This is a genomic window from Frankia nepalensis, assembly GCF_016786325.1.
Lineage (GTDB): Bacteria > Actinomycetota > Actinomycetes > Frankiales > Frankiaceae > Pseudofrankia > Pseudofrankia nepalensis.
Window position 1 is genome coordinate 1 of the sequence record NZ_JADWYU010000165.1, and the last position, 26,570, is coordinate 26,570.

Consider the following 26,570-nt stretch of genomic DNA (forward strand, 5'->3'; position numbering starts at 1 on the left):
GCCCCAGACAAGGGGCCGGCACGGCTCACGTCGTTTCTGGGGAGGGCGGGCGTCGTCCCCTGGCTGGCCGGCCCACGCGGTGCCGGCGCGCGGCGGCCTGGTTGTGGCTCTGGTGGCGTGAGATGCGTTACGGTCCAGCCTCGGCCCGCTCACGGCGTCGTTGGGGGACTGGGCTCGTCGGAACGCGGAGCGGCCCGCCGCGCGTCCTCGGCGCCGTCGGAGCGGGCGTGGCGGGCCGTGGGGCCCGGCCCGGGCGGCCGGGCGAGCCCGCTGATCCTCCCGACGTGGGGAATCTTTGGCTACGCGTGGTCGCGGTGGCCGGCGGCACCAGGTTGGCGGATGCTGGTGGGACACCGCCGGCGGCCGGCGGCGCGGGTCGTGGTGACAGGGCGTGTGCGCGGGCGGCGGGCCATCCGGACGACGGGGCTACGGGGCGCACAGCCGGTCGAACGGTAACTACCCGGTCATGGGTCCGTCTGAGGGGTTGACGCCATCCCCAACAACGGAGTTCCATCATTTGGCGGACCACCACCGCGATCTGGCGAAGTCGGGCACCCTGGCCAAGTGGGCAGATAGGGAGCCAACGGGCCGGCGAGGCGGTGGTTGGTGGTCGAACCGGCCGTGGGCGCCAGGGAGCGCGGCGGGCCGGGCATACAGGTGAGAGGGAAGGCGGGAGCGGCGAGGCACACGGCAGGCCGGTGACAGACAGCGAGCGGCGCGAAGTTCAGCTAGCGCGGAAGTAGTGCACCACGGACATGACGACGGGGCTTGTCAGCAGTGCGGCCTGAGGCTACACTGCTAGTTTGCGCTGTCCTTTTCGTTGCACCAGACCTAGTCGCACTGGGCCTGTCAGATCCGTTCCGCCAGCCATGGCGGGCTCGCCGACCCCTCCCGCGGGGTCTCTCGGCCGCCCCGCCATACCCGCCGGGCCAGGTCTGATGGGCCCCGTGCAGTAGGTCGCAGCGCGCTGAACGTGCCGAGACAACCTGCCGCCCTACCCCGCTGACGCCGCGCGCCGCCGCGGCGAGACACTGATCACCTGACTACCCCGACGGCTCCTCGGCGTCTCCCGCCCGACGCCAGGCCACCGGAAGGACCACCTTGGCCGCCTCGCGCTCCGCCCCTCGCATCTCGTTCGCCAAGATCGTCGAGCCTCTTGAGGTCCCGGACCTGCTCGCCCTGCAGACCCAGTCGTTTGACTGGCTGATCGGCAGCGATGCCTGGCAGGAGAGGGTCCAGGAGTCCATCGACGCAGATCGCGACGATGTGCCCCTCACCTCGGGTCTGGAGGAGGTCTTCGAGGAGATCTCCCCGATCGAGGACTTCTCCGGTTCCATGTCCCTGTCGTTCCGGGACCACCGGTTCGAGCCGCCCAAGTACTCCGTCGAGGAGTGCAAGGACAAGGACATGACCTACTCGGCGCCGATGTTCGTCACCGCCGAGTTCACCAACAACACCACCGGTGAGATCAAGAGCCAGACGGTGTTCATGGGCGACTTCCCGCTCATGACCACCAAGGGCACGTTTGTGATCAACGGCACCGAGCGTGTGGTCGTCTCCCAGCTCGTCCGCTCGCCGGGCGTGTACTTCGAGAAGACGCTCGACAAGACCTCCGACAAGGACCTTTTCTCCTGCAAGGTGATCCCGTCGCGGGGGGCCTGGCTGGAGTTCGAGATCGACAAGCGGGACACCGTCGGCGTCCGTATCGACCGCAAGCGGCGCCAGTCCGTCACTGTTCTCCTCAAGGCCCTCGGCTGGGACGAGGCGCGCATCCTCGAGCGTTTCGGTGACTACCCGTCGATGCGCACCACCCTGGAGAAGGACCACACCTCGGGCCAGGACGACGCGCTGCTCGACATCTACCGCAAGCTGCGCCCGGGTGAGCCGCCGACGCGGGAGTCCGCGCAGACGCTGCTGGAGAACCTCTTCTTCAACCCGAAGCGTTACGACCTGGCCAAGGTCGGCCGCTACAAGGTGAACAAGAAGCTGGAGCTGAACGTCGCCGGCTCGGCCGGCGTCCTCACCGAGGACGACATCGTCCGCACGATCGAGTACGTCGTGAAGCTGCACGAGGGCACCGACCCGGCGTACGAGGTGGACGATATCGACCACTTCGGCAACCGGCGGCTGCGCACGGTCGGCGAGCTGATCCAGAACCAGGTGCGGCTTGGCCTCGCCCGGATGGAGCGGGTCGTCCGCGAGCGGATGACCACCCAGGACGTCGAGGCGATCACGCCGCAGACCCTGATCAACATCCGGCCGGTCGTCGCCTCCATCAAGGAGTTCTTCGGCACCAGCCAGCTGTCGCAGTTCATGGACCAGACCAACCCGCTGGCCGGCCTGACCCACAAGCGCCGCCTCTCGGCGCTCGGTCCCGGCGGTCTGTCCCGGGAGCGGGCCGGCATGGAGGTCCGCGACGTCCACCCGAGCCACTACGGCCGGATGTGCCCGATCGAGACGCCGGAAGGCCCGAACATCGGCCTCATTGGCTCGCTGTCGACGTTCGCGCGGGTCAACCCGTTCGGCTTCGTCGAGACCCCGTACCGCAAGGTCGTCGCTGGCCGGGTCACCGACCAGATCGACTACCTGACCGCGGACGAGGAGGACCGGCACGTCGTCGCGCAGGCGAACGCCCCGCTGACCGCGGACGGCTCGTTCGCCGAGGAGCGGGTGCTGGTCCGCCGGAAGGGCGGCGAGGTCGAGTTCATCCCGCCGGACGAGGTCGACTACATGGACGTCTCGCCGCGCCAGATGGTGTCGGTCGCGACCGCCATGATCCCCTTCCTGGAGCACGACGACGCGAACCGCGCGCTCATGGGCTCGAACATGCAGCGCCAGTCCGTGCCGCTGCTGCGCTCGGAGTCGCCGCTGGTCGGCACCGGCATGGAGGCCCGCGCGGCCAAGGACGCCGGTGACGTGGTCGTCTGCCAGCAGGCCGGCGTGGTCGAGGACCTGTCCGCCGACTACATCACCGTCATGCACGACGACGGCACCCGGCGCACCTACCGGCTGGCCAAGTTCCGCCGCTCCAACCAGGGCACCTGCATCAACCAGAAGCCGATCGTCGACGAGGGTGACCGCGTCGAGGCCGGCCAGGTGATCGCGGACGGCCCGTGCACCGACAACGGCGAGATGGCGCTCGGCAAGAACCTGCTGGTCGCCTTCATGCCGTGGGAGGGGCACAACTACGAGGACGCGATCATCCTCTCCCAGCGGCTGGTCCAGGACGACGTCCTGTCCTCGATCCACATCGAGGAGCACGAGGTCGACGCCCGGGACACGAAGCTGGGCCCGGAGGAGATCACCCGCGACATCCCGAACGTCGCCGAGGAGGTCCTGGCCGACCTCGACGAGCGCGGGATCATCCGGATCGGCGCCGAGGTGAACCCCGGCGACGTGCTGGTCGGCAAGGTCACCCCCAAGGGCGAGACCGAGCTGACCCCGGAGGAGCGGCTCCTGCGCGCGATCTTCGGCGAGAAGGCCCGGGAGGTCCGGGACACCTCGCTGAAGGTGCCGCACGGCGAGTCCGGCAAGGTCATCGGCGTCCGGGTGTTCTCCCGTGAGGACGGCGACGAGCTGCCGCCCGGCGTCAACGAGCTGGTCCGGGTCTACGTCGCCCAGAAGCGGAAGATCACTGACGGCGACAAGCTTGCTGGCCGGCACGGCAACAAGGGCGTCATCGCCAAGATCATGCCGCAGGAGGACATGCCGTTCCTCGAGGACGGCACGCCCGTCGACGTCGTGCTCAACCCGCACGGTGTGCCGCGGCGTATGAACATCGGCCAGATCCTGGAGACCCACCTCGGGTGGGTCGCCAAGACCGGCTGGCAGGTCGACTCCGGGTCGGAGGACTGGAAGGAGCGGCTGCGCGTCATCGGCGCGGACGCGGCCAATCCCGGGACGAACGTCGCCACTCCGGTGTTCGACGGCGCCCGCGAGGAGGAGATCACCGGCCTCCTGGACTCCACCCTCCCGAACCGGGACGGCGTCCAGCTGATCGGGGCGTCCGGCAAGGCCAAGCTGTTCGACGGCCGCACCGGCGAGCAGTACCCGTACCCGGTCGCGGTCGGCTACATCTACATCCTCAAGCTGCTGCACCTGGTCGACGACAAGATCCACGCTCGCTCGACCGGCCCCTACTCGATGATCACCCAGCAGCCCCTGGGTGGCAAGGCGCAGTTCGGTGGCCAGCGGTTCGGCGAGATGGAGGTGTGGGCGCTGGAGGCGTATGGCGCCGCCTACGCCCTGCAGGAGCTACTGACGATCAAGTCCGACGACGTGCACGGCCGCGTCAAGGTCTACGAGGCGATCGTCAAGGGCGAGAACATCCCGGAGCCCGGGATTCCCGAGTCCTTCAAGGTGCTCATCAAGGAAATGCAGTCGCTGTGCCTGAACGTCGAGGTGCTCTCCAGCGACGGCGTCCAGATCGAGATGCGCGACACCGATGAGGACGTGTTCCGGGCGGCGGAGGAGCTTGGGATCGACCTGTCCCGGCGCGAGCCGAGCAGCGTCGAAGAAGTCTGAGCGGTGGCGGGGCGGGGGGCTCCCTGTTCGCTGACCTTCGGTCAGCTTCCCGGGAGCCCCACCACCCGATGTCTGCCCAGGGGGGCGACCCCCTGGAACCCCCGGTGTCGCGCTTCGCGCGACCGGGGCAGACGGGAAGCCGCCCCGCCGCTAGATGACTTCGACTGAGCGTCCGGACCTAGAAAGAGAGAGCAGGCGACAGTCTTGCTGGACGTCAACTTCTTCGACGAGCTGCGCATCGGCCTGGCCACCGCGGACGACATCCGCCAGTGGTCGCACGGCGAGGTCAAGAAGCCGGAGACCATTAACTACCGCACCCTCAAGCCGGAGAAGGACGGGCTCTTCTGCGAGAAGATCTTCGGTCCGACCCGGGACTGGGAGTGCTACTGCGGTAAGTACAAGCGGGTCCGGTTCAAGGGCATCATCTGTGAGCGCTGCGGCGTCGAGGTGACCCGGGCCAAGGTGCGCCGTGAGCGGATGGGCCACATCGAGCTGGCCGCGCCCGTCACGCACATCTGGTACTTCAAGGGCGTGCCGAGCCGGCTCGGCTACCTGCTGGACCTGGCGCCGAAGGACCTGGAGAAGGTCATCTACTTCGCCGCCTACATGATCGTAAAGGTGGACGTCGACGCGCGCCACCGCGACCTGCCGACCCTCGAGGCCCGCATCGGCGTCGAGAAGCAGGCCATGGAAGACCGCAAGAACGCCGACGTGGAGGCCCGCCAGCGCAAGCTGGAGGCCGACCTGGCCCAGCTCGAGGCCGAGGGCGCCAAGGGCGACGCGCGCCGCAAGGTGCGCGAGTCGGCCGAGCGCGAGATGCGCCAGATCCGCGACCGCGCCCAGCGCAAGATCGACGATCTGGACCGGGTCTTCGACCGCTTCAAGAGCATGAAGGTCCAGGACCTGGAGCCGGACGAGCTGCTCTACCGCGAGCTGCGCGACCGGTTCGGCCAGTACTTCGAGGGCGGGATGGGCGCCGAGGCGCTGCAGCGCCGGCTGGCCGACTTCGACCTGGCCGCCGAGGCGGAGTCGCTGCGCGAGACCATCCGCACCGGCAAGGGCCAGAAGAAGGCCCGGGCGCTGAAGCGGCTCAAGGTCGTCTCGGCGTTCCTGAACACCCGTAACTCCCCGATGGGGATGGTGCTGGACTGCGTCCCGGTCATCCCGCCGGACCTGCGCCCGATGGTGCAGCTCGACGGTGGCCGGTTCGCCACGTCCGACCTGAACGACCTGTACCGCCGGGTCATCAACCGGAACAACCGGCTGAAGAGGCTGCTCGACCTCGGCGCGCCCGAGATCATCGTCAACAACGAGAAGCGGATGCTGCAGGAGGCCGTCGACGCGCTGTTCGACAACGGCCGCCGCGGCCGCCCGGTCACCGGGCCCGGCAACCGTCCGCTCAAGTCGCTGTCCGACATGCTCAAGGGCAAGCAGGGCCGGTTCCGCCAGAACCTGCTCGGCAAGCGCGTCGACTACTCCGGCCGGTCGGTCATCGTCGTCGGCCCGCAGCTCAAGCTGCACCAGTGCGGCCTGCCCAAGCAGATGGCGCTGGAGCTGTTCAAGCCGTTCGTGATGAAGCGGCTGGTCGACCTCAACCACGCGCAGAACATCAAGTCCGCGAAGCGGATGGTGGAGCGCGCCCGGCCGGTCGTCTGGGACGTGCTCGAGGAGGTCATCACCGAGCACCCGGTGCTGCTCAACCGGGCGCCGACGCTGCACCGCCTCGGCATCCAGGCGTTCGAGCCGCAGCTCGTCGAGGGCAAGGCCATCCAGATCCACCCGCTGGTCTGCACCGCGTTCAACGCGGACTTCGACGGCGACCAGATGGCGGTGCACCTGCCGCTGTCCGCCGAGGCGCAGGCCGAGGCCCGGATCCTGATGCTGTCGAGCAACAACATCCTGTCGCCGGCGTCGGGCCGCCCGCTGGCCATGCCCAGCCTCGACATGGTCACCGGGGTGTTCCACCTGTCCCGGCTGGCCGAGAACGCCCTCGGCGAGGGCCGGTCGTTCTCGAGCGTCGCCGAGGCGCAGATGGCCTTCGACGCGCGCGAGATCGCGCTGCAGGCGCAGATCAAGGTCCGGCTGCGGGACCACACGCCGCCGGCCGAGTGGGAGGCCCCGGCCGACTGGATCCCGGGCGACCCGTTCACCCTGGAGACGACCTTCGGGCGCTGCCTGCTGAACGAGGCCCTGCCGGAGGGCTACCCGTTCATCAACATGCTGCTGCACAAGCGTGACCAGGCCGCGATCGTCAACGACCTGGCCGAGCGGTACCCGAAGATCCAGGTCGCCGCGACGCTGGACGCGCTCAAGAGCGCCGGTTTCTACTGGGCCACCCGGTCCGGTGTCACCGTCGCGATCGAGGACGTCATCGCGCCGCCGAACAAGGGCGACATCCTCGCCAAGTACGAGGACCTCGCCGAGAAGGTCCAGAAGCAGTTCGACCGTGGCTTCCTCTCCGACGAGGAGCGCCGCAGCGAGCTGGTTCAGATCTGGACCAGTGCGACCAACGAGGTCGCGAGCGCGATGGAGGAGAACTTCCCCGCGACCAACCCGGTCGCGACGCTGGTCAACTCGGGCGCGGCCGGAAACATGATGCAGATCCGCCAGCTGGCGGGTATGCGTGGTCTGGTCTCCAACCCGAAGGGTGAGATCATCCCGCGGCCGATCAAGGCGAACTTCCGCGAGGGCCTGTCCGTGCTGGAGTACTTCATCTCCACACACGGCGCCCGCAAGGGCCTCGCCGACACCGCGCTGCGGACCGCCGACTCCGGCTACCTGACCCGCCGGCTCGTCGACGTCAGCCAGGACGTCATCGTCCGCGACGACGACTGCGGCACCGAGCGCGGCGTGCTCACCCGCATCGCCACCAAGAGCCCGCAGACCGGCCAGCTGGTCCGGGACCGGTACGCGGAGACGTCGGCGTACGCGCGGACGCTGGCCGCGGACGCCGTCGACACGGGCGGCGAGGTCATCGTGCCGGCCGGCGCGGACCTCGGCGACGTGGTCATCGGGCAGCTGCTCGAGGCCGGGATCGAGACGGTCCGGATCCGTTCGGCCCTGACCTGCGAGTCCCGCCGCGGCGTGTGCGCCCAGTGCTACGGCCGGTCGCTCGCGACCGGCAAGCTGGTCGACGTCGGCGAGGCGGTCGGCATCGTCGCGGCCCAGTCGATCGGTGAGCCGGGCACCCAGCTGACCATGCGTACGTTCCACGCGGGTGGCGTCGCCGGCGACGACATCACGCAGGGTCTGCCGCGAGTGGTCGAGCTGTTCGAGGCCCGCAGCCCGAAGGGCAAGGCGCCGATCAGCGAGGTCGTCGGCCGGGTGAAGATCGAGGAGACGGAGAAGACCTTCAAGGTCGTCGTCGTCCCCGACGACGGCTCCGAGGAGATCGCCTACCCGGTGCCGCGGCGCTCCCGCCTGCGGGTCGCCGAGGGCCAGCACGTCGACGTGGGCACCCAGCTCATCGACGGCGCCGTCGACCCGCACGAGGTGCTGCGCATCCTCGGCCCGCGCCAGGTGCAGCTGCACCTGGTCGAGCAGGTCCAGGAGGTGTACCGGTCGCAGGGTGTGTCGATCCACGACAAGCACATCGAGATCATCATTCGCCAGATGCTCAAGCGGGTGAACGTGCTGGAGTCGGGGGAGACCACGCTGCTGCCCGGCGAGCTGGTCGAGCGGGCGAAGTTCGAGGCGGAGAACCGGCGCGTCGTCGAGTCCGGCGGCCAGCCGGCGTCGGCCCGGCCGGTGCTCATGGGTATCACCAAGGCGTCGCTGGCCACCGAGTCGTGGCTGTCGGCGGCCTCCTTCCAGGAGACCACCCGGGTGCTCACCGACGCGGCGATCAACGCCCGGTCGGACTCGCTGGTCGGCCTGAAGGAGAACGTCATCATCGGCAAGCTCATCCCGGCGGGTACCGGCATCACCCGGTACCGCAACATCCGGGTCGAGCCGACCGAGGAGGCGCGGGCCGCGATGTACACGGTCGGTGGCTTCGAAGACGGTGGTGCCGTCGAATACGGCGCGTTCGGGGCCGGCAGCGGCCAGGCCGTACCGCTCGACGAGTTCGACTTCGGCCGGTCCGACTTCCGTTAGGGCGGTCGGCTCAAGGTCGCTTGCGGGACCCGGACTGGTACCGGGGCCGGGGCGTCAACACCGGTTACGCGTTAGTCCGCACAACGGCGGGCGTTCCCTCTGGGGACGCCCGCCGTTGGCGTTTCCGGGATCCGTTTACAAGATCCACTAGAGGTGTCGTAGCCGGTTCTGGCGGGCGCGACGGCCATCCGCCAGAAGCGGCGGCCATCCGGCGGAAGTAGCGGCCATCCGGCGGAAGCGCGGCCGCCTTCCGTCAGATAGGGAGGGAACGGGCCGCGTGGCGCCCACGGCCGACATCGCCGGCGAAATGCGGGCGGGATGGTGGCGGGATGTCGCATCTGTCGGCCCGTGCGTATACTCGGCGTAATTGATCCGGGGGGATTCATGGGTTTTCGTCCGCCACGACCACCGGGTCCGCGTCGACGGACCACGCCGCTCGCTTCCGTACGACGAAAGCCCTGCTCACGTCGCGTGGGAATCGCCGGAGAAGCACACTTCCGGCGGCCGCCGGCGGCGGGACGAAATGGCCGGGCGGCATGTCGGGGGATGTGAACGAGCCGCCAACGACGGCCCCGCCGCCCCCGTGGTGGGAGCCCGGCGCGGCCCAGGCAGGGGCGGCCCCCGGGGACGTCGAGGCGACCCGGCCGTGGCCGCGGTCGGCGCCGCCTGGCCCGTCGGCGCCCTGGGCGGCGGGCGAGCCGGGCGGCCCGCCGGCGCCGGCCGACACGGATGACGACGTCCTGGCTGGCACCGACCTTCTGGCTGACACCGGCGTCCTGGCTGACACCGGCGTCCTGGCTGACACCGGCGTCCTGGCTGGCACCGACGCCGAGCACGGGCCGGGCGACAACCTCGGGGCCGGGTTCGCCGAGGTCACCCGAAGGCTCGACGTGATCGAGGCGGCGCTCACGGACTTCCACCGGCGCTCGGCGCACCGCGAGGCGGTCATCGACCGGCTGCACGAGGAGCGGACCGAGCAGCGCGCCGGGATCCGCCGGGCGATCCTCGACCCGGTGGTCAGCGACCTGATCCGCCTGTACGACGGTCTGGACGCCGAGTCGCGCCGGCTCGCCGACCGAGGCGACACCCGCGTCGCCGACCTGCTCGCGAGCTTCGCCGACGACGTGGAGCTCGCGCTGGAGCGCTGCGGCCTCGACCTGCTGCGCCCCGCGCCCGGGGCCCCGTACCAGACCGAGTCCCATGTCGTGGCCGGCATGGTGCCCACCGAGGACCCTGCGGCGCACAACACGGTCGCCGAGGTCACCCAGGCCGGATTCGTCGACCGGGACACGGGCCGTGTCCGCCGGCCCGCGCGGACCCGGGTCCACCGGCTGCGCCGGCCGGCCGACGAGCGGCCCCCGCCCGCGCCCCCGGACCAGGCCGGGCCCGGCGCCGGGCCGCCGGCCGCCGACGCCTAGTCCCGGTATCGACGACAGCGAGGAGCCATGGCCACCTACGGCATCGACCTCGGCACCACCTATTCCTGCGTCGCCTACATCGACGACACCGGGCGTCCCGCGATCGCGAAGAACCGGGACGGCGACGACACGACCCCGTCGGTGGTCTATTTCGAGACGCCCGACAACGTCATCGTCGGGAAGGTCGCGAAGCGGTCGGCGAAGGACGAGCCGGACCTGGTCGTGTCGCTCATCAAGCGGCGGATGGGCCAGGAGGTGCGGCTGGGCTTCCACGGTGTGGAGCACACCCCGGAGAGCATCTCCGCGCTGATCCTCACCGAGCTGGCGACGGCCGCGGGCGAGTTCACCGGTGACGAGGTCCGAGACGCCGTCATCACCGTTCCCGCGTACTTCGGCGTCGCCGAGCGGGAGGCCACCAAGAACGCCGGCCGGATCGCCGGGCTGAACGTGCTGAACATCGTCCCCGAGCCGGTCGCCGCGGCGCTGCACTACGAAGTGGTGGCCGGGGCGGCCGAACGCACCGTGCTCGTCTACGACCTGGGCGGCGGCACGTTCGACACGACCGTCATCCGGATCTCGGCGAACGAGATCAAGGTGGTGTGCACCGACGGCGACCACCACCTCGGCGGGGCCGACTGGGACGACCGGATCGCCGGCCACCTCCTCGAGGCCTTCCTCGCCGAACACCCGGGCTCGGCCGCCGGCGACAGCGAGGAGTTCATGCAGGAGCTGACGCTGGCCGCCGAGGAGCTGAAGAAGGAACTGTCCAGCGCCCAGGCCCGCCGGCACAACATGCGGTTCGAGGGCGACGTGTCCAAGGTCGAGCTGAGCCGGGCCACGTTCGAGCAGATCACCGCCGAGCTGCTGGAGCGCACCCTCGACATCACGGCCCGCACCGTCGCGACGGCGGCCGAAAAGGGCGTGTCGTCGTTCGACGAGGTGCTCCTGGTCGGCGGCTCGACCCGGATGCCGGCGGTCGCGGCGAGCCTGTCCGAGCGGTTCGGGTTCGCTCCCAGGCTGCACGACCCCGACCTCGCCGTCGCGAAGGGCGCCGCCCGGTTCGCGCTGATCGAGTCGATCAAGCTGGAGCTGCCCGAGACGGCCGGCGCCCCGGTCTCGATGACCAAGGTCCAGCAGGTGGCCGACCAACTGGGGATCAGCGCCGAGGCGGTGCGCGAGCTCGCGGCGAAACGGGTCGCCGTCACCACGCCGCGGGCGTTCGGCGTCCGGGTCGTCGACAGCTCGGATCCTTCCCTCAAACGGGAGATCATCGACCACGTCCTGGCGGCGAACACCGAGCTGCCCTCCGCTCGGACCGAGCAGTTCTACACCGTCCATGACAACCAGACCGGGATCAGTGTCGAGATCTGGGAGCAGAAGGGCGACGTGGCGTCGCCCGAGCTCGCGCACAACGCCGAGATCGGGCGAGGCGTCATCGACCGGCTGCCTCCGCTGCCGCGCAACTCGCCGGTCGACATCACCTTCTCGATGAACGAGACCGGCCTGCTCTCGGTGCACGCGGTCGAGCTGAAGACCGGCAAGGACCTGCAGATCGAACTGCAGATCGAGGGCCTTTCCGCGCGGGAGGTGGCCGAGGCGCGCGCCGCGGTGTCGCGCTACCGCGTCGGCGACTGAGAGGTCGGTGACCGAGAGGAGGACGGCCGGGGGGCGGCTGACGGCGCCGCCGCCACCGCGTCGTTGGCACTACGTCGTTGGCACTACGTCGTTGGCACTAGGTCGTTGGCACCGCGTCGTTGACGCGGAGTCGTTGAGATCGCGTCGCCGCCGACGGCGCTGACAGAGACAAGGCCGGCGTTCATACCGAAAGGCGGCAGCCGCCGCGGGCGGGCGAAAGGACACCCCGCCCCGGCGGGCCACGGGGGGCTGGACGGGGGGAGGTCAGATGGCGTTCGACGTTGACGGATACCGCGCGCGGGTCGTGGACCCCGCGCGGCGGTCGGGTGTCCCGGCGGACCCGTTCCTGCGATACGCGCTGGACGACGTCACCGCCACCAGCCCGGTCCGGTTCAGCGCCCGGGTGGACGAGGTGGTCCGCTACTGGCGGACGTTGCAGCTGAAGAAGACGTACGCCACCGTCGCGGACGCGCTGCTCGCGGCGCACGCCCAGCTGGAGGCCGAGGGACGGCTCACGCCCGCCTTCTTCCGCCAGGAGCGCGACCGGCTGCGCAAGACGGAGTCGGACCGGCTCGATCGGCTGGTCCGCTCGCTCGCGGCCGCCGGGCCGTGCGTCACCGAGGCGATGGTCGACGCCCTGGTCGCCGACGTCGCCGGCGTCTTCGACCGCGCCGCGGTGCTCGCGGCGCTCGGCCGGCACCGGGTGCGGCTCGTCCAGCCCGGCTGGGTGGTTCCCGACGGCCCGCCGACGCCGCGGGCCCGGTCGCTGCGCGTCCCGCTCGGCACGCTCGGCCTGCGGCTGTCCGCGGACCTGGTCCTCGGCGTCGACGAGGTCCGGGCCGGGTTCCACCTGCGCGGCGGATTCCGGCTGGCCGCCAGGGGCGAGTCCGTCACCCAGCCGCGGGTCGACGCGGCCCGCCGGGCCAGGGCGGGCAGCCCACAGGACGAGCGCAAGACGGCCGCCGAGAACGTGTTCGCGATCGTCGCGGCCGCGACGCGCGGCGGGCCCGGCCTGGACTACGACGCGCTCGTCCGCTGGGAGGTGGCGGAGGCGCTGCGCGGCCGGGTCGCGGCCGGCTGGCCGGCGCCGGCGGTCGCCGACGAGGCGGTGGCGCTTGGGCTGGTCCGCGCGGAGGCCGACGAGTTCGCCGTGCTGCTGGTGGAGGCGGCGCGCGCGGCCAGGACCGGCGGCGACCCGCTCCAGGAGGTCCACGAGGCGCTCGCCGGCGGCCAGCTGCGGCTCGCCGCCCGGCTGCTCGCGGCGGTGCCGGCGGCCGACGGCGGCGACCAGCTCGTCGAGCTGCGGACGCGGATCGCCTCCGCCGTCGCCCGGGTGGACCGCCTCGCGCGGGACGCCGGCCGGGCCAGCGCCGCCGGTCGCTCCGAGGCCGCCGCCGAGCTGCTCGCCGAGGCGGTCGAGATCGCCGCCGATGACGAGGACCTGGCCGACCGGCTGCGGGCCATTCCGCCGCCCCCGCCGACCGACGTCGTCGCGGCGGTGGACGGGGGCCGGGTCACGGTCCGCTGGGCCCCGAGCGCCGCGCGCACCGGCCAGGTCACCTACCGGCTGGTGCGCGTGGCCACCGGCGCCGCGGCGAGCCCGGAAAGCGCCGACCGGGTGGCCGACACGCGGGCCAACACGGCGGTCGACCCCGACCCGCCGCTGGGTGAGCCGGCCCGGTACGCGGTGTTCGCGTGCCGCAAGGACGGGATCTGGTCCGCGGACGCGTCCGCCGCGCCGGTCCTGCTCGTCCCCGACGTCGAGGAGCTGACGGTCGCCGCCACGGACCGGTCGGTCCGCGGCAGCTGGCGCGCGCACCCGGCCGTCCGCGAGGTCGCCGTGGTGCGCCGGGAGAAGCCGGCGGCCGCCGGCGCGGCGCGTGGGCAGCTGCCGGCCTCGCCGGTGCTGGTCCGGGCGAGCCCCGCCGGGTTCGAGGACGTCGACGTCCGCCGGGACACCACCTACGAGTACACGGTGCGGGCCGTCTACCTCGGCCGGGACGGCACCCGCCGCCAGTCGCCCGGCCGGGTCGCCCTCGCCCGCCCGCAGCGGCCGCCAGAACCGGTGCGTGACCTGGTCGTCGACCTGCGGGCCGAACCACGCGGCGATGGGCCGGCCGCCGTGACGGCCGTCGCCAGCTGGACGCCGCCGCGCGCCGGCGCGGTCGAGATCAGGCTGGCCGGGTCGGCGCCGGCCTGGACGGTCGGCGACCAGGTCCCGGCGGACCGGGCGGGGCGGCACGGGATGGTGGCGCCGGGCAGCCCGACACGCCGGCCCGACGGGCGGGTGGCGCTGCGGATCGACCCGCGCCGCGGGCGCTGTTACGTGACCGCGCTGACCGCGGTGCCCGCCGGCGCGACCGTGGCCGTCGGCAACACGGTGCCGGTGTCGCTGGTGGACGCGGTGACCGCGCTGGTCGCCACGCGGTTCGGTGACACCGTACGGCTGCGCTGGGACTGGCCGGAGGGCGCCGGGCTCGCCCGGGTCGAGTGGTGGCCCACGGGCGCGCCCGGGCCCGCGGCCGGCGGCCTGGACGGGCGGGCCGGGCCTGCCGGTGGCGGGCTGGTCGGTGGCGGGCGGGTCGACCTGCGGCTGCGTCGCTACGTCGACGACGGCGGCGCCGAGATCACGGTCGGGCCTGGGGCGGTGACGATCTCCGTGCGCACCGTGGCCGGTGCCGACGGCACCGAGACGGCCTCGCCGGCCGTCACCGTCGCCGTGCCGGGGCGGGCGATCGAGGTCACCTACACCGTCCGGCAGGCCGGGCTGCCGGGCCGGCGCCGGCTCGTCGTCACGCTCACGCCCGAGGCGACCTGCCGGCTGCCGCCGCTGGTCGTGGTCGGCCGCCCCGACGGGATCCTGCCGCTGGATGCCTCCCGCGGGACCGTCGTCGCCGCGCTGGCGGCCCGCGACGTGGTCGCCAGGCAGCCGGTCGACATCCCGTTGGAGGCGGCCTGGAAGAGCCCGCCCGGGCTGGCCTGCTTCGTCGACGGGGGCGCCGCGCCGGACCCGGAGGCCGCGCGGGTGACGTTGGTGCGTTCACGTGGGATGAGGTGACGGGTGAGTTCCGGGTTGGTCTGCCCCTACTGCTACCTGCGGTTCAGGGAGAAGGCGATCAAGTTCCGTTGCTCCGGTCGGCCGGGGCCGGCGCAGCAGGCCTGCGCCAGCAGGCGCGACGAGCGACTCGCCAGCCGGATGGGGTTCGCCGGCCTGCTGCCGCCCGCCTTCGAGGCCGACGGCCGCAGGCTGTCCGCGGTGCATCCCGACTGCGGCGCCGAGACCAACTACCGGCTATGCCCGGAGTGCCACAGCCGGCTGCCGGTGCACTTCGGCAAGATCGACAGCCGGCTCATCGCGCTCGTCGGGGCCAAGGAAAGCGGCAAGACGGTGTTCATGACGGTTCTGCTGCACGAGCTGATGAACACCGTCGGCGTCCGTTTCGACGCCGCGGTGCTCGGTGCCGACGACGAGACCCGGGACAGCTTCCGCCGCCGTTACGAGGCCCCGCTCTACGAGAACCGCCAGCTCGCCGCGCCGACTCAGCGCGCGACGGCGCAGGCCTCCCGGCGCCCGCTCGTGTTCACGTTCTCGGTGCGCTCGAACGGCGGGCTGCGCACGAGGCAGGAACGCACGGTGCTCTCGTTCTTCGACACCGCGGGCGAGGACCTGAACACCGCGGAGAGCATCGAGCAGAACGTGCGCTATCTGGCCAGCGCCGACGGCATCATCCTGCTGCTCGACCCGCTGACGATGCGCGGCACCCGCGACCAGATCGACGTCGACGCTCCCCGGCCGGCCGAGCAGGGCCTGGACAGCCCGGTCAACGTGCTCGGCCGGATCACCGAGCTGCTGCAGCTGGCGCTCAAGGTGAAACCGACCAAGATGATCCCCACGCCGATCGCGGTCGCGTTCTCCAAGATGGACGCGCTGCGTGGCGGCCTCGTCGAGAACGGCCCGCTGCGCCGGCCCACGCCGAACGGCGACCGCTTCGACACCCAGGACAGCGCCGAGGTCCACGACTACGTCCGGGCGCTGCTCGACGAGTGGGAAGGCGCGGCGATCGACCAGACCCTGCGGCACAACTATGCGCGCTACCGCTACTTCGGCCTGTCCGCGCTGGGCGCGCCGCCGACCGCGGACCGCAGGGTGGCGACCGGGGTGGTCCAGCCCTATCGGGTCGCGGACCCGTTCCTGTGGCTCCTGAGCGAGTTCGGCGCCATTCCGCGGACCAAGCCCAGCAAGCCCTGACGGCGGAGAGGTCGACGGTCGCATGGGATTCCAGCAGCTCTACTACACCTCGTGCGAGGTGGGCCTCTCCGGTTTTCCCGGGTTCCAGTTCAACGCCGCCAGCGACGACATCCCGCCGGAGGTGATGCGCCGGGTCGAGACGCTCACCGCCTACGACCCGCCGGGCTCGGTGCCGTACAACGCCGACGCCCAGACGATCGCCGCCTGCCCGGTGAACCTCTGCTACGAGCCCGCCGACAACGGTTCGGTGCTCGCCAATGTCGTGTTCGTCGGCAGTGACTACTCCAACCGGTTCGGGAACTACTTCGCGCACGCGCTGGTGACCGCCGACCTGGTCGCCGACCTCGGGACGACGTTGCCCATCGAGATGTGGGGCTCGCCGATCTGGGCGCGCACCCCGGTCGGCGACACCCGGCTCGCGCACCTGCCGTCCCGGCCGGCGGCGGGCGGCCTGCTGGACCGGGCCGCCGCGGGCGACTTCCTGGCGGCCGACCGGCGCCGCCGGGAGGTGCTGCCCGCGCTGCTGACCGCCGTCGTCACCGGCATGACGGGCCAACGCCGCTCGACCGTCCTGATCGAGCGGGACAGCGAGGCGGCCGCCCACTGGATCGCCGCCATCAGCTACCTGCTGCCGTCGTCGCTGGCCAGGCGGATGTCGTTCGCGACCTACCATCACCGCCCGTCGTTCGCGGACCTGGACCTGGTGGCGACCGTTCCCGACGCGGACGTCGACCGCGGCGCGAACGGGTTCGCCAGCTTCGTCCAGTTCGACCTGCCAGCGGGCCGGGCGAGCGAGGTCCGCGTCGAGCCGTGGGCCGAACTGCTCGCCCGGATCGGGCCGGTCGAGGCGGGTGAGCTGTGGGCCGCCGCCGCCAGGCTCACGGGCGACGTCCCGCATGAGCCGGACGACTGGTTCCCGCTGCTGTCCGCGGCCCTCTTCGACCTGCGTGACCTGGTCAAGGAGGCCGGTCCGGCCGACGTGGTGGCCTCGGCGATGGCGGGCGCCGCCTGGCTCGCGAGCCAGGCGGCCGAGCTGCGCCCGGACGACGTGGCGCGGCTCGGCGCTCTCGCGCTGCCGTTCCTCCCGGACGGGCCGGCCGCGCTGCCCGGCCTGGCGAACCTGGCCGCCGCCGCGCACGGGGCCCTGGCCCATGACCTGGCCGTCGTGGTGGAGAAACGGGCCACCGACCTGCGGGTCGCCTCGCTGGTGGACCCGGCGCGCGCGGGCCGCCAGTACAGCGACGATGAGATCCCGCCGCCGAGGACGCCGGAGGGCCGCGCGCACGCCGCCGAGCAGTGCGGTCGGGCCTTCTACGGCCAGGTCGACTCCGCCGCGGCGCTGCGCCTGCTGGAGTGGGCCGCCGCGGCGGGCCTGGCGCTGAACCCGGCCCTGCTCGAGCGCCTCGGCGAGCGGCTGATCGGGCCGATGGTCGTGGCGCGGCCGGCCGGGGGCTCGGCCGCCGACCGGTTGGCCGGCGCGTGGCCCGAGCTGCGCGCCGGCGCGCTCACCCACCTGGCGGCGGTGGCGGAGGAGTCGCTCGAACGGACCGTGGAGGTCCTCTCGGGCCCGTTCGGCCAGGGCGTCACCAAGGCCGAGGCCGCCGGGTGGCCCGCGCTCGCCGACGCCCGGCTGGTCGCGCAGGGACGGCACGCCGGCGACCAGCGCGTCGACGTGCTCGCGCGGCTCGCGGCCCGCAGGCTGGCCCGGCCCGGCGGCGCGCCCGCCCGCGGCGGCGCCGTGGACCCGGGCGACACCTGGGGCGACGACGTGCCCGCCGGTGCCCGCCACGGCGGAGCCCGGCACAGCGGCCCCAGTCGCGGTGGCCCCGGTCACGGCGGGCCCCGTCACCCCGGCCCCCGCGACTTCGTGCTGGGCGCCGACGTCCTGCGGCTGCTGTGGCCGGCCGGCCCCTGGACGCCCGCCGAGGCTCGCCGCGTCCTCGCCGAGGTGGACCCGAGGGCGCTGGCCGGTCCGCCGGTGACCTGGCTGGAGAACGCCATCGCCCGCGAGGACCCGGGCGCGGGCGCCGGCTACCTCGACGAGCTGGACAGGCTGCGCCAGGAGGTCGCGGCGAGCCCGGTGGCCGCGTCGCTGACCGGGGCCGCCGCCGAGATCATCGCGCGCGGCGCGGACACCGACCGCAGGGTCGCCGCGGCGGCGAGGAAGGGCCCGGCCAGCCAGGCGGCGGTTCTCGTCGCCGAGCTGGACCAGCTACGGTCCGCCGACAACGGGAGCGTGCTGCGCAGGCTGGAACGGCTCGTCGACAAGCAGAGCCCGATGCTGCTCCCCGAGGTCTTCGCGACCTTCTCCGCCCGGGCGCTGAGCGCCTACCTGCGCGCGGTCGAGGCGGAGCTGCGGCCGGACCACGCCCGGATCGACCTCGCCGCCCGGCTCTACTACGCGCAGTACCGGCTGCGGCGGGAACGTTCGCGCGAGAACAGGAAGACCGGCAACGATCTCGTCGGCTTCCTGCTGGGCCTGCTGGTGGACTGGCGTTTCTCGACGCTGAAGACCGTCGAGCACGAGATTCACCGCATCGACAGGGGCGCCGCCAAGGAGTTCAAGGACTGGCGCGACGTCAACGCCGGCGGCTGGATGCGCCGGCAGCTCGCCGAGCGTCGCCTCAAGAACGAGGAAACGGAACGCAGGGCGGCCCACGAGGCCCGGCGGCGCGCCCAGGAGCCCGGGAAGGACCACGCGAGCGAGCCGCGGGCGGACGGTGGGCGGGGTGCCCCACCGCGGCGGGAGGATCCCGGCCAGCCCGGCCCGGAAAGACCCAGGGGTGACCGATGACGGCCGCTCGCCCACCGTCGCGCCGGCCCGCCAGGGGCCGCCCGCGCCCCCTGGCGGAGGTGGTCTCCGGTGGATGAGGCCATCGTCTTCATCCTCGGCGCCATCCTGTTCCTGATGGTCGCCGCGGCGATTCTGGCGGCGCTCGTCGGCTTCTTCGTGTTCGTCGGGCCGGTGCTCGGCGCCGGCACCGCGCTGTTCATCTTCTTCGCGCTGGTCGTCGCCTTCTACCAGGAGCTCGGCCGGGCCTTCGGCCTCGGCGGGAGCCCGAAGACGCTGGCCGTCGAGGCCCCACCGCGCCAGCGCACCCCGGAAGGCCGGGAACCGGCGTACACCCAGTACCTCTTCGAGCAGGCACGGCGCGACTTCTCCCACGCCCACAAGCTCGCCTGGGCGAGGCTGACGGCGCGGTACAACGGCTACGGGCGCACGTTCCAGTCCCACTGGTTCCAGGGCTTCGCCGACTGGCGCTGGCCGGTCGGCGTCGTCCTGGTGGTCGGGCAGGCCGTCGGCGGCCTGCTGGCGCTCGTCCTGCTCGCCCTCACCGCCGCGTCGCAGGTGCTCGTGCTGCTCGTCGTCGGCCTGGTGGCCCTCGGCGGGATCTACCTGCTGCGCGGCGCCGACACCCTGCTGATGTGGGCCCGCGGCGTGCGGATCACCTGCCCGGCGTGCTACGAGCGCGGCTTCTACCCGTCCTACGAGTGCGACGGCTGCGCGACCCGCCATCAGGATGTCCGGCCGGGGCGCTACGGGGTCATCCGCCGGGTCTGTGCCTGCGGCACCCGCCTGCCCACCCTGCTGCTGCTCGGCAGCCACCGCCTGCGGGCGTGCTGCGCGCACTGCGGCGCGCCGCTGGCCGAGCGGGCCGGTACCGCGGCTGAGATCGTGCTGCCGGTGTTCGGCGCGGTCGCGGCCGGCAAGACGCGACTGATGATTGTCGTGATGATGGCGATCGAGGCGCTCGCCCGCCGCGGCGGCGCCCGGGTGGAGCTCGCGGACGACGACACCCGTGCCTGGGAGGCGAACGCCCGGCGCGAGCTCATCGACAGCGGGGCGGTGCAGAAGACCCGGGTCCGCCTGCCGCGCGCGTACTCCCTCTACGTGAAGCCGGCGCGCGGGTCCCGCCGGCTGGTGCACGTCTTCGACGCCGCCGGCGAGTACTTCAACCGGTCCGAGAACCTGCAGGAGCTGCGCTACCTGCGGGCGGCCAGCACGTTCGTGTTCGTCATCGACCCGCTGTCGCTGGGCGCCCTGTGGTCCCGGCTGCCCGCCGAGGTGCGGGACCGCTACCAGCAGATCCGGGCGGCCCAGGAGCCGGAGTTCGTGTTCGCCCAGGCGGTGGACAACCTCACCGCGATGGGCGTGAAGACCGGCAGGGCGCGGCTCGTGGTGGTCGTGACCAAGAGCGACCTGGTCCGGCCGGTTCTCGCCGCCGACGGCGTCGAGGACCGCGAGGAGGCGCTGGTCGGCTGGCTCGACGACAAGCTCGGCCAGGGCAACCTGCTGCGCGCGATGCGCCATGCCTTCGGCGAGACGCATTTCTTCCTGACGGCCTCGGTCCTCGACCAGGCCTACCGGGTGGACGACTCCGTCGAGCGCCTCACCAGCTGGACGCTGGCTCGCCACGGCCTGCGCCTCACATAGGGCCCGTCCCGATCGCCGTCCGCGCCGAAGGAGACCGCCCGTGAGCGCCCCGACGACCGACCCGTACCGCCGCTGGCGCCGGGCCGTCTACTGGACCTCGGTCCCGCTCGGCCTGCTGGTCCTGGCCGCGCTGGCCAGCATGATCGTCCTTCTCTAGCGCCTCGGGGCGCCTCGGCGGCCAGCGTCGGGCCGTCTCGCGCAGTTCCCGGCGGGCGGCGGCCAGACGAGTAAGTCCGCGGTCCGGGCGGGCTGTGGCCGGGCATAGCCGCCAGCAGCAAGGGCTACTGGCATATCGCGGGCTCCGTCGGCATGATCACATCTCAAAGATGCCGAAGCCGTTGCTTTCCATAAGGATTTCCCCGTGGTGCGCCGCCGCGCCGTCCACCAGCAGCGGCCGGGCGTGGGCCAGCCCGGGGACGTGGACGACGGCAGTGGTGCCGCCCGGGTTGACCGCGACCAGGTAGCGCCCGCTGTCACGACGGTAGACCAGCGGGTAGCCGTCCGCGAGAACGGCCACATCGCCACCGCGGCCGAGCCCGGGGTGGGCGCGGCGCAGAGCGATGAGCTGGCGGACGGTGTGCAACAGGGAGGTGTCATCGACGAGCTGCCTGGCGACGGTGGGCCGGTCCGGGTCCGGGTCGACAGGCAGGTAGAACTGCTTCGGCGGGGCCGTGGAGAAGCCGCAGCCCGGGGTGTCGTCCCACTGCATCGGGCTGCGCGAGCCTGCCCGGTTGTCGCCCGGCCGGACCTGGCTGCCCTCCAGGTCCGGCATCGCCGGCAGGAAGCGCATCCCGATCTCGTCGCCGTAGTACACGGCGGGCAGCGCCGGCCAGGTGAACTGCATGGCGAACACCGGTTTGAGCGCCTCGCCGGTGCGCGGCCCGCAGGCCAGCCGCGAGGTGTCGTGGTTGGACGTCGGAAGGATCGCGTGCCCATGCCCGTCTACCTCCGCGCTGGCCGCCCTCCACACGTCGAGAAAGCGCCGGGGCGAGCCGCGGCAGGACGGGTCGAAGTACGGCACCGCCGTCGTGGTGCCCGGCCGGGGGGCGAGCCCGGCACCGTTGTCGATCAGCGTCTTCCAGCCGTCGCCGTGCAACTGCAGGAAGAAGTCCGCGTGGAATCCGGCGGGCACCGACACGGCGGGCTGGCCCCACTCGGCGATCAGCGCCGCCTCGGGGTAGCGACGGTCCAGCCAGCCGCGCACCTCGCGCCACAGCTTGGCGGTCTCGCCATATCCCGGATCGTCCTTGATGAGCGAGTAGGCCATGTCGCAGCGAAATCCGGCCACACCCAGCCGCAGCCAGTGGTCCATGATCTCGCGCAGCTGGGCGCGGTTGCGGCGCGGGCCCGGCGCGTCCACGGGCAGACGCCAGGGCTCCCGCTCGTCGCCGCGTGCGTAGCCGTAGTTCAGTGCCGGCTGGCAGGGCAGGAAGTTCGCCAGGTAGTAGCCCGCGCGGCGGCCCGGGGAGGCGACGAACCGCCTGCCCGGCGACGGTCCCCAGATGTAGCGCTGGTCGTCCGGATCGTCGGCCGCTGCCAGGAACAGCGGATGCTGGTCGGAGGTGTGCCCGGCGACCAGATCGAGCAGCACCCTGATGCCGCGCCGCCGCGCCGCCTCGACCAGCGACACCAGGTCGTCCGTCGTGCCATAGCGCGCCGCCACCGCCCGGTGGTCGGAGACGTCGTAGCCGGCGTCGCGAAACGGCGAGGCGAAGATGGGGTTCAGCCAGACCACGTCGACGCCGAGCCACTCCAGGTAGTCCAGCCGCTCCTCAACCCCACGCAGATCCCCGATGCCGTCACCGTCGCTGTCGGCAAAGCTCTGCGGGTAGACCTGGTAAAGCACCGCGTCGGCCAGCCAACCCGTCGACCCGTCGTGGAGTTTGTGGACCAAGTTCACTCCTTCTTGGGCGGCAATCCTCGTACGCGACCGGCGGCCCTTCATATCCGAGCTCACCTCGCCGACGATGCCCCGCATACCCCATCAGAGCCAGGTGATCCGCCCTCAACCACCTTCGGTCACTCGGATGAGACGGTCCGGAAGCTACGGTTGCCCACCCGCCAGCTATCGAAGGTAGTCGGGTCCAGGAGATGGATCGGGCTCGAGACCAGGACCTGGGAGGTCCGGATCGGCGCGCGGCGCGGGAGCAGGTTCCGGCCTCGGGGCGGATCGAAGGCGGTTCTGCAGCTCCGCGACTCGCGCCGCGGCGATGGTGGCTGCAGGTCCGTGTCGGCCGGAGGAGGGCGAAATTCTTTCCAGCGTCTCCATCAGCTGCGCGCCGGCAGCCCGCCAGGTGAAACGGGAGCCCAGGTCTTCGCGTAGCTCGGCGGCCCGCGCCCGGGCGGCGGGCAGGTTGGTGAGAACTTCCTGCGCGCGGTCGGCCCACAACGTCACGTTGGCGCTGGTGTCCGGGACGACGCAGGGAGCGCCCAGCGGTTCGGGAACCCGGTCGGGGTCGGTGAGGAACATCCCCACACCTGTGTGACTGCCGACGAGGAGGGGGACGCCGTGGCTGGCGGCCTCGGTGGCGACCAGGCCGAAGGCCTCGTGTCTGGAGGCGACGAGAACGAGGTCGGTTCCCCACAGGTCCTGGGTCAGTTCCCGCGGGTCGGTGGTGAACGGTTTGACCCACACCGGCCGGCCTGCCAACTTCGAAAGGTCCATTTCCTGTTGGTGGGCCTTGTCGGGGGCGGCGCCGCGCACCGTCAGCTGCGGGTCCAGCCCACGTTCGGCCAGCACGCGGACAATCTTCCCGGCGTTCGTGGCGCCCTTGAGGGGATCGTCGGCCCGGCCGAACAGCAGCAGGTGTACCCGCCGTGCGGGGTCGGCGGAATATCCCGGCACCGGCTGGGCGTCCATGCCGGGAATCAGCTCGTGCACCGGAGGTGGGTGCTGCGCCGACTGGCGGGCGAGCCGGCGGGCTTCCTCGGCGAGCAGTGGGCCGACCCCGACGACGAGGTCCGCGTCGGCCATGAGCCGCCGTTCGATGGCTGCATTCCTGTCCCCCTTGGCGGGACGGTCCTGTTCCCGGCCGAGATCCTCGGGGGCGGTGTGCAGGAAGTGCACCCGCTGGGCGTCCGGGTAGCGGGTTGCCTGCAACCTCGCGGCGGGGCCGCCGGAGAAGCGGGAATGGCCGACGAGGACGCCGACCCGCTCCGGCAGACCGGACGGGTCGAGCAGCCAGGCGCGGGGGTCGTCGATGCCAGGCACCTGTGGCGCTTCGGAAATCGTGACCCGAGGGTGTGTCGCCCCGCCGCTGCTGGAAACCCGGCCGATCACGTCGTATCCGGCGTCGGCAAGACCTATCGTCAGCAGCCGGTTGAAGGTCGCTATCCCGCCGGTGCTCGAGTCCCAGCCATCGCACAACGTCACGATGTCCGCTGACCGTCTGCTGGTCATGCGCGCGGTCCTTTCGGTGCTCTCAGTACCGCGGGTCTTCCTCGATGTTGTCGAGCGAGTTCGCGACGGCGATGTCACTGATGGCCCGCACGTACTCCTCGGGCACGTCTTCCAGCAGAAGGCGGGTCGCGAACTCCCGCAGCGCCTGAATCGCGAGATTCCTGCGCGTCCTCGTGATCTCGTCGTCGGAGTCGCTGGGGTTGCCGAGAATGGCTCGGATGTCGGCCGCCTGGGCGACGAGGGGGATAGGGCGGGCCGGTAGGCCGGCCGAATAGTCGGAAAGTGATACCAGATGAAACCGTGGGTCCGCCGCCCCGGCCTGCGAGCGCCACTCCTGGGCCCGCCTGACGAGCTCCTGGTATTCCTGTTCGCGCAGGGTGGCGAGCCAGGCTCGCGCACGTTCGGCGGCGCCGCCGTCATCATAAGGTGTCGCCATAGCCCAAAGATACTCGAATCGTCTCGTTCCGTGAGGAACTCCCTCCGGGCGCGCCGCGGCGCGGTCGACCAGTAACGCGGCCGGACCTGTACCAGGCCGGAGACGTCGGCGACGGCGGTGGTGCCGCTCAGGTCGACCGCGACGAGTCAGTGCCCGCGGCTGCCCACGTGGCAGTGGGGATCTCCGGCCAGGGCTTGCTACGGTTCCGCGAGTGTGGCTGGTCGGGTGACTCCGGTGACGGTCGGGTAGGCGTCCAGGGGCACGATTTTCACGACGTCGCCGGTGCGTGGGGCGTGTAGGACCTGCCTGTTTCCCAGATAGATGCCCACGTGGCCGGGGTTGTCGGGGGTTCCGTCGGACCCGGCGGCGAAGAGCAGGTCGCCTGGCTGCCAGGCGTCGACGTCTTCGAGGGGGATGGTGGGTCCGGACTGGTCGGCCTGGTCGTAGGTGACGCGGGGGAGCCTGATACCGGCCGCGGCGTAGGCGGCCTGGACGAGGGACGAGCAGTCCCAGGCGTCCGGGCCGTTCGCGCCCCAGGCGTAGGGGTCGCCGAGCTGGTTTCTGGCGAAGGCGATCGCGGCCCGCGCGGCCGGGGTGGCCTGTCCGGCTGGGGAGCCGGCGGCCGTCAGCGCGGCGGTCATCGCGGGTTCGCGGGCGAGGATCCGCTCCACGTAGGTCTGGGTTTCCTGGTAGGGCGGCACACCGCCGTGGGTGAGGACGGCGCCGGGTCCGGCGTTGTAGGCGGCGAGCATGACGCGGCGGGAGTCGCCGGGCAGGTGGGCGACGGCGGCCGCGACGGCGCAGTCGTAGCGGGCCGCGGCGGGGATGGCGTCGGCGGGGTTGTCGGGGTCGGCGCGCCCGTCGCCGTCTCCGTCGGAGCCGTAGGCACTCCAGGTGCCGGGCAGGAACTGCGCGATGCCCTGGGCGCCGACCGGTGAGCGGGCGCGGGGGTCGAAGCCGGATTCCTGTTCGAGCTGGGCGGCGAGCAGGCCGGGGCTGACCGTGGCGCAGGTCCGGCCCACGCTCAGGATCGCGCCCACGAGCTCCGCGGGGATGTCCCCGGCGTCGCCGTAGGCGGAGGCCGGTGTGTCCTCCTCACCGGAGAAGACTCCGGCGCCCACCAGCACGGGCAGGGTCACGGTGCTCAGGAGGAGCAGGCCGAGAACGGCGACCAGCGGCACGATCACTGAGGCCGGGGCGCCGCCACGCAACGAAGTGGATGTCAACGCCATCTATCCCACGTCGCCGTCGGGCAAGGCAACCATCCTCGGCCATCCAGCGCCAAAGGTTCAAAAGCAACAAGTCGCTTGATTGGGTGTATTGGCCACGTTACCCTCCCGGAGAGGATGATGCGAGGCGTGCAGACAAGGTGGCTAAGAGTCACAACAGAAGGAGAGACGGGGGGATGTCCGTCACCTCGACGGGTGGATGGGTGCCTGCCGTCGACCAGGCCGCCTTTCCGGCGCCCGCCCCGCCGCGGCCCGCCCCGCCTGCACCGCCGGTCCCGGCTGAGCCGGACGCGCCGGCGTGGGACCTGGTGATCGTCGTGGGGGCCGGGGGTGGGGTGGGGCGGTCGACGATCGCCGATCTGGTTGCCCGCGGCCTGTGCGGGGCGGGTCCGGTGCTGCTCGTCGACGACACGCCCGGTCTGTTCAGCTCGCGCCGGACCCTGCCACGGGACCGGGACGGCCTGGCGGTCGTCCCTGGCTACGACGGTGACTACGAGGTGCTGGCGCCGGAGGAGCCGATGAGCCGGATCGACACGCTCGCCATGGTCGAGGCGGCGGGCCCCTCCTGGTCCAGCCTCGTCATCGACACCTACGACGGCGTCCTGTACCTGCTGCGCTCCGACCCCTGGTCCCGGCTGCTGACCGCGCCGTGGGCCCGGGTGCTGCTGGCGACCGCCTCGGCCACCGGCCCGCTCCAGCAGGCGGTCACCGCCGCCCGCGCGCTGCGGCAGGCCGGGGTCGCCCAGGGCAACCTCGTCGCCGCGGTGGCCGACATCAGTGCCGGGCGGGTGCCTCGCCCGGCCCTGGCCCGCATGACCCTGCTCGGCGCCGAATGTGGCGCCGTCGCCCGTGTCCCGCACCTGACGTCCGTCCGCGCCGCCGGCCGGCTGGAGGCCGGGCACGGCGGCCGCCCGGCCGAACGCGCGGCCACCGCCCTGGTCCGCCACCTTGCCCTGAAAGAGACCACATGATCGCAACGATGGTGACCGCCGCGACCCTCTACCTGGCCGACGTGCTGCCGGAGGCCAAGGACGTGCTGCCGGAGAACGTGGACCCGGACATCAGCGACCTGCCCAAAAGTTCCCCTGGCCCTTCGGGCCCGCCGCCCCGGCGGGAAACGGGTGTGGCCCGTTCGGGCGCGTGTGGGGT

General features: G+C 72.2%; 14 protein-coding genes. 10 read left to right on the forward strand and 4 right to left on the reverse strand.

Annotated elements, in window-relative coordinates; translation table 11 throughout:
* Positions 1–1,101: 1,101 nt before the first annotated feature.
* The 8 genes from rpoB to I6A81_RS45755 all read left to right on the forward strand — a co-directional run bounded on the left by rpoB (position 1,102) and on the right by I6A81_RS45755 (position 20,356).
* Positions 1,102–4,524, forward strand: coding sequence for a DNA-directed RNA polymerase subunit beta (gene rpoB / locus I6A81_RS25475; RefSeq protein ID WP_203004921.1), 3,423 nt, complete (start codon positions 1,102–1,104; stop codon positions 4,522–4,524).
* Positions 4,525–4,728: 204 nt separating this feature from the next.
* Positions 4,729–8,619 carry a DNA-directed RNA polymerase subunit beta' gene (locus I6A81_RS25480; RefSeq protein ID WP_203004922.1) on the forward strand — a complete coding sequence of 1,297 codons (3,891 nt, stop codon included), beginning with the start codon at positions 4,729–4,731 and terminating at the stop codon, positions 8,617–8,619.
* 548 nt (positions 8,620–9,167) lie between these two features.
* On the forward strand, positions 9,168–10,037 hold the full coding sequence (locus I6A81_RS25485; protein WP_203004923.1) for a nucleotide exchange factor GrpE: 870 nt from the start codon (positions 9,168–9,170) through the stop codon (positions 10,035–10,037).
* A 27-nt stretch (positions 10,038–10,064) separates the two neighbouring features.
* Positions 10,065–11,672, forward strand: coding sequence for an Hsp70 family protein (locus I6A81_RS25490; RefSeq protein WP_203004924.1), 1,608 nt, complete (start codon positions 10,065–10,067; stop codon positions 11,670–11,672).
* 268 nt (positions 11,673–11,940) lie between these two features.
* On the forward strand, positions 11,941–14,730 hold the full coding sequence (locus I6A81_RS25495) for a hypothetical protein (protein ID WP_203010330.1): 2,790 nt from the start codon (positions 11,941–11,943) through the stop codon (positions 14,728–14,730).
* 3 nt (positions 14,731–14,733) lie between these two features.
* Entirely contained in the window at positions 14,734–15,921 is a 1,188-nt protein-coding gene (locus tag I6A81_RS25500; protein ID WP_203004926.1) for a TRAFAC clade GTPase domain-containing protein, read from the forward strand.
* Positions 15,922–15,943: 22 nt separating this feature from the next.
* Positions 15,944–18,715, forward strand: coding sequence for a GTPase-associated protein 1-related protein (locus I6A81_RS25505; protein WP_203010331.1), 2,772 nt, complete (start codon positions 15,944–15,946; stop codon positions 18,713–18,715).
* Between the two features lie 69 nt (positions 18,716–18,784).
* Complete coding sequence (locus I6A81_RS45755) at positions 18,785–20,356, forward strand: TRAFAC clade GTPase domain-containing protein (protein ID WP_203007272.1); 1,572 nt, start codon at positions 18,785–18,787, stop codon at positions 20,354–20,356.
* 313 nt (positions 20,357–20,669) lie between these two features.
* Here I6A81_RS45755 and I6A81_RS25515 read toward each other — a convergent pair whose 3' ends face one another.
* The 4 genes from I6A81_RS25515 to I6A81_RS25530 all read right to left on the reverse strand — a co-directional run bounded on the left by I6A81_RS25515 (position 20,670) and on the right by I6A81_RS25530 (position 25,424).
* The gene (locus I6A81_RS25515; RefSeq protein WP_203007273.1) at positions 20,670–22,250 is read right to left on the reverse strand and encodes an alpha-amylase family glycosyl hydrolase; all 1,581 of its coding nucleotides are present in this window, start codon (positions 22,248–22,250) and stop codon (positions 20,670–20,672) included.
* A 171-nt stretch (positions 22,251–22,421) separates the two neighbouring features.
* Entirely contained in the window at positions 22,422–23,756 is a 1,335-nt protein-coding gene (locus tag I6A81_RS25520; RefSeq protein ID WP_203007274.1) for a glycosyltransferase family 4 protein, read from the reverse strand.
* A 22-nt stretch (positions 23,757–23,778) separates the two neighbouring features.
* The gene (locus I6A81_RS25525; protein ID WP_203007275.1) at positions 23,779–24,192 is read right to left on the reverse strand and encodes a hypothetical protein; all 414 of its coding nucleotides are present in this window, start codon (positions 24,190–24,192) and stop codon (positions 23,779–23,781) included.
* Positions 24,193–24,389: 197 nt separating this feature from the next.
* Positions 24,390–25,424: a C40 family peptidase gene (locus tag I6A81_RS25530; RefSeq protein WP_203007276.1), complete on the reverse strand. Its 1,035-nt coding sequence runs from the start codon at positions 25,422–25,424 to the stop codon at positions 24,390–24,392.
* Between the two features lie 173 nt (positions 25,425–25,597).
* On the opposite strand from I6A81_RS25530, the gene I6A81_RS25535 reads away from it, so the two are divergent.
* Both I6A81_RS25535 and I6A81_RS25540 read left to right on the forward strand, forming a co-directional pair.
* On the forward strand, positions 25,598–26,392 hold the full coding sequence (locus I6A81_RS25535; RefSeq protein WP_203007277.1) for a hypothetical protein: 795 nt from the start codon (positions 25,598–25,600) through the stop codon (positions 26,390–26,392).
* Positions 26,389–26,570: hypothetical protein (locus I6A81_RS25540; protein WP_203007278.1), on the forward strand; the 182-nt coding region annotated here is incomplete at its 3' end. The genes I6A81_RS25535 and I6A81_RS25540, both read left to right, overlap by 4 nt.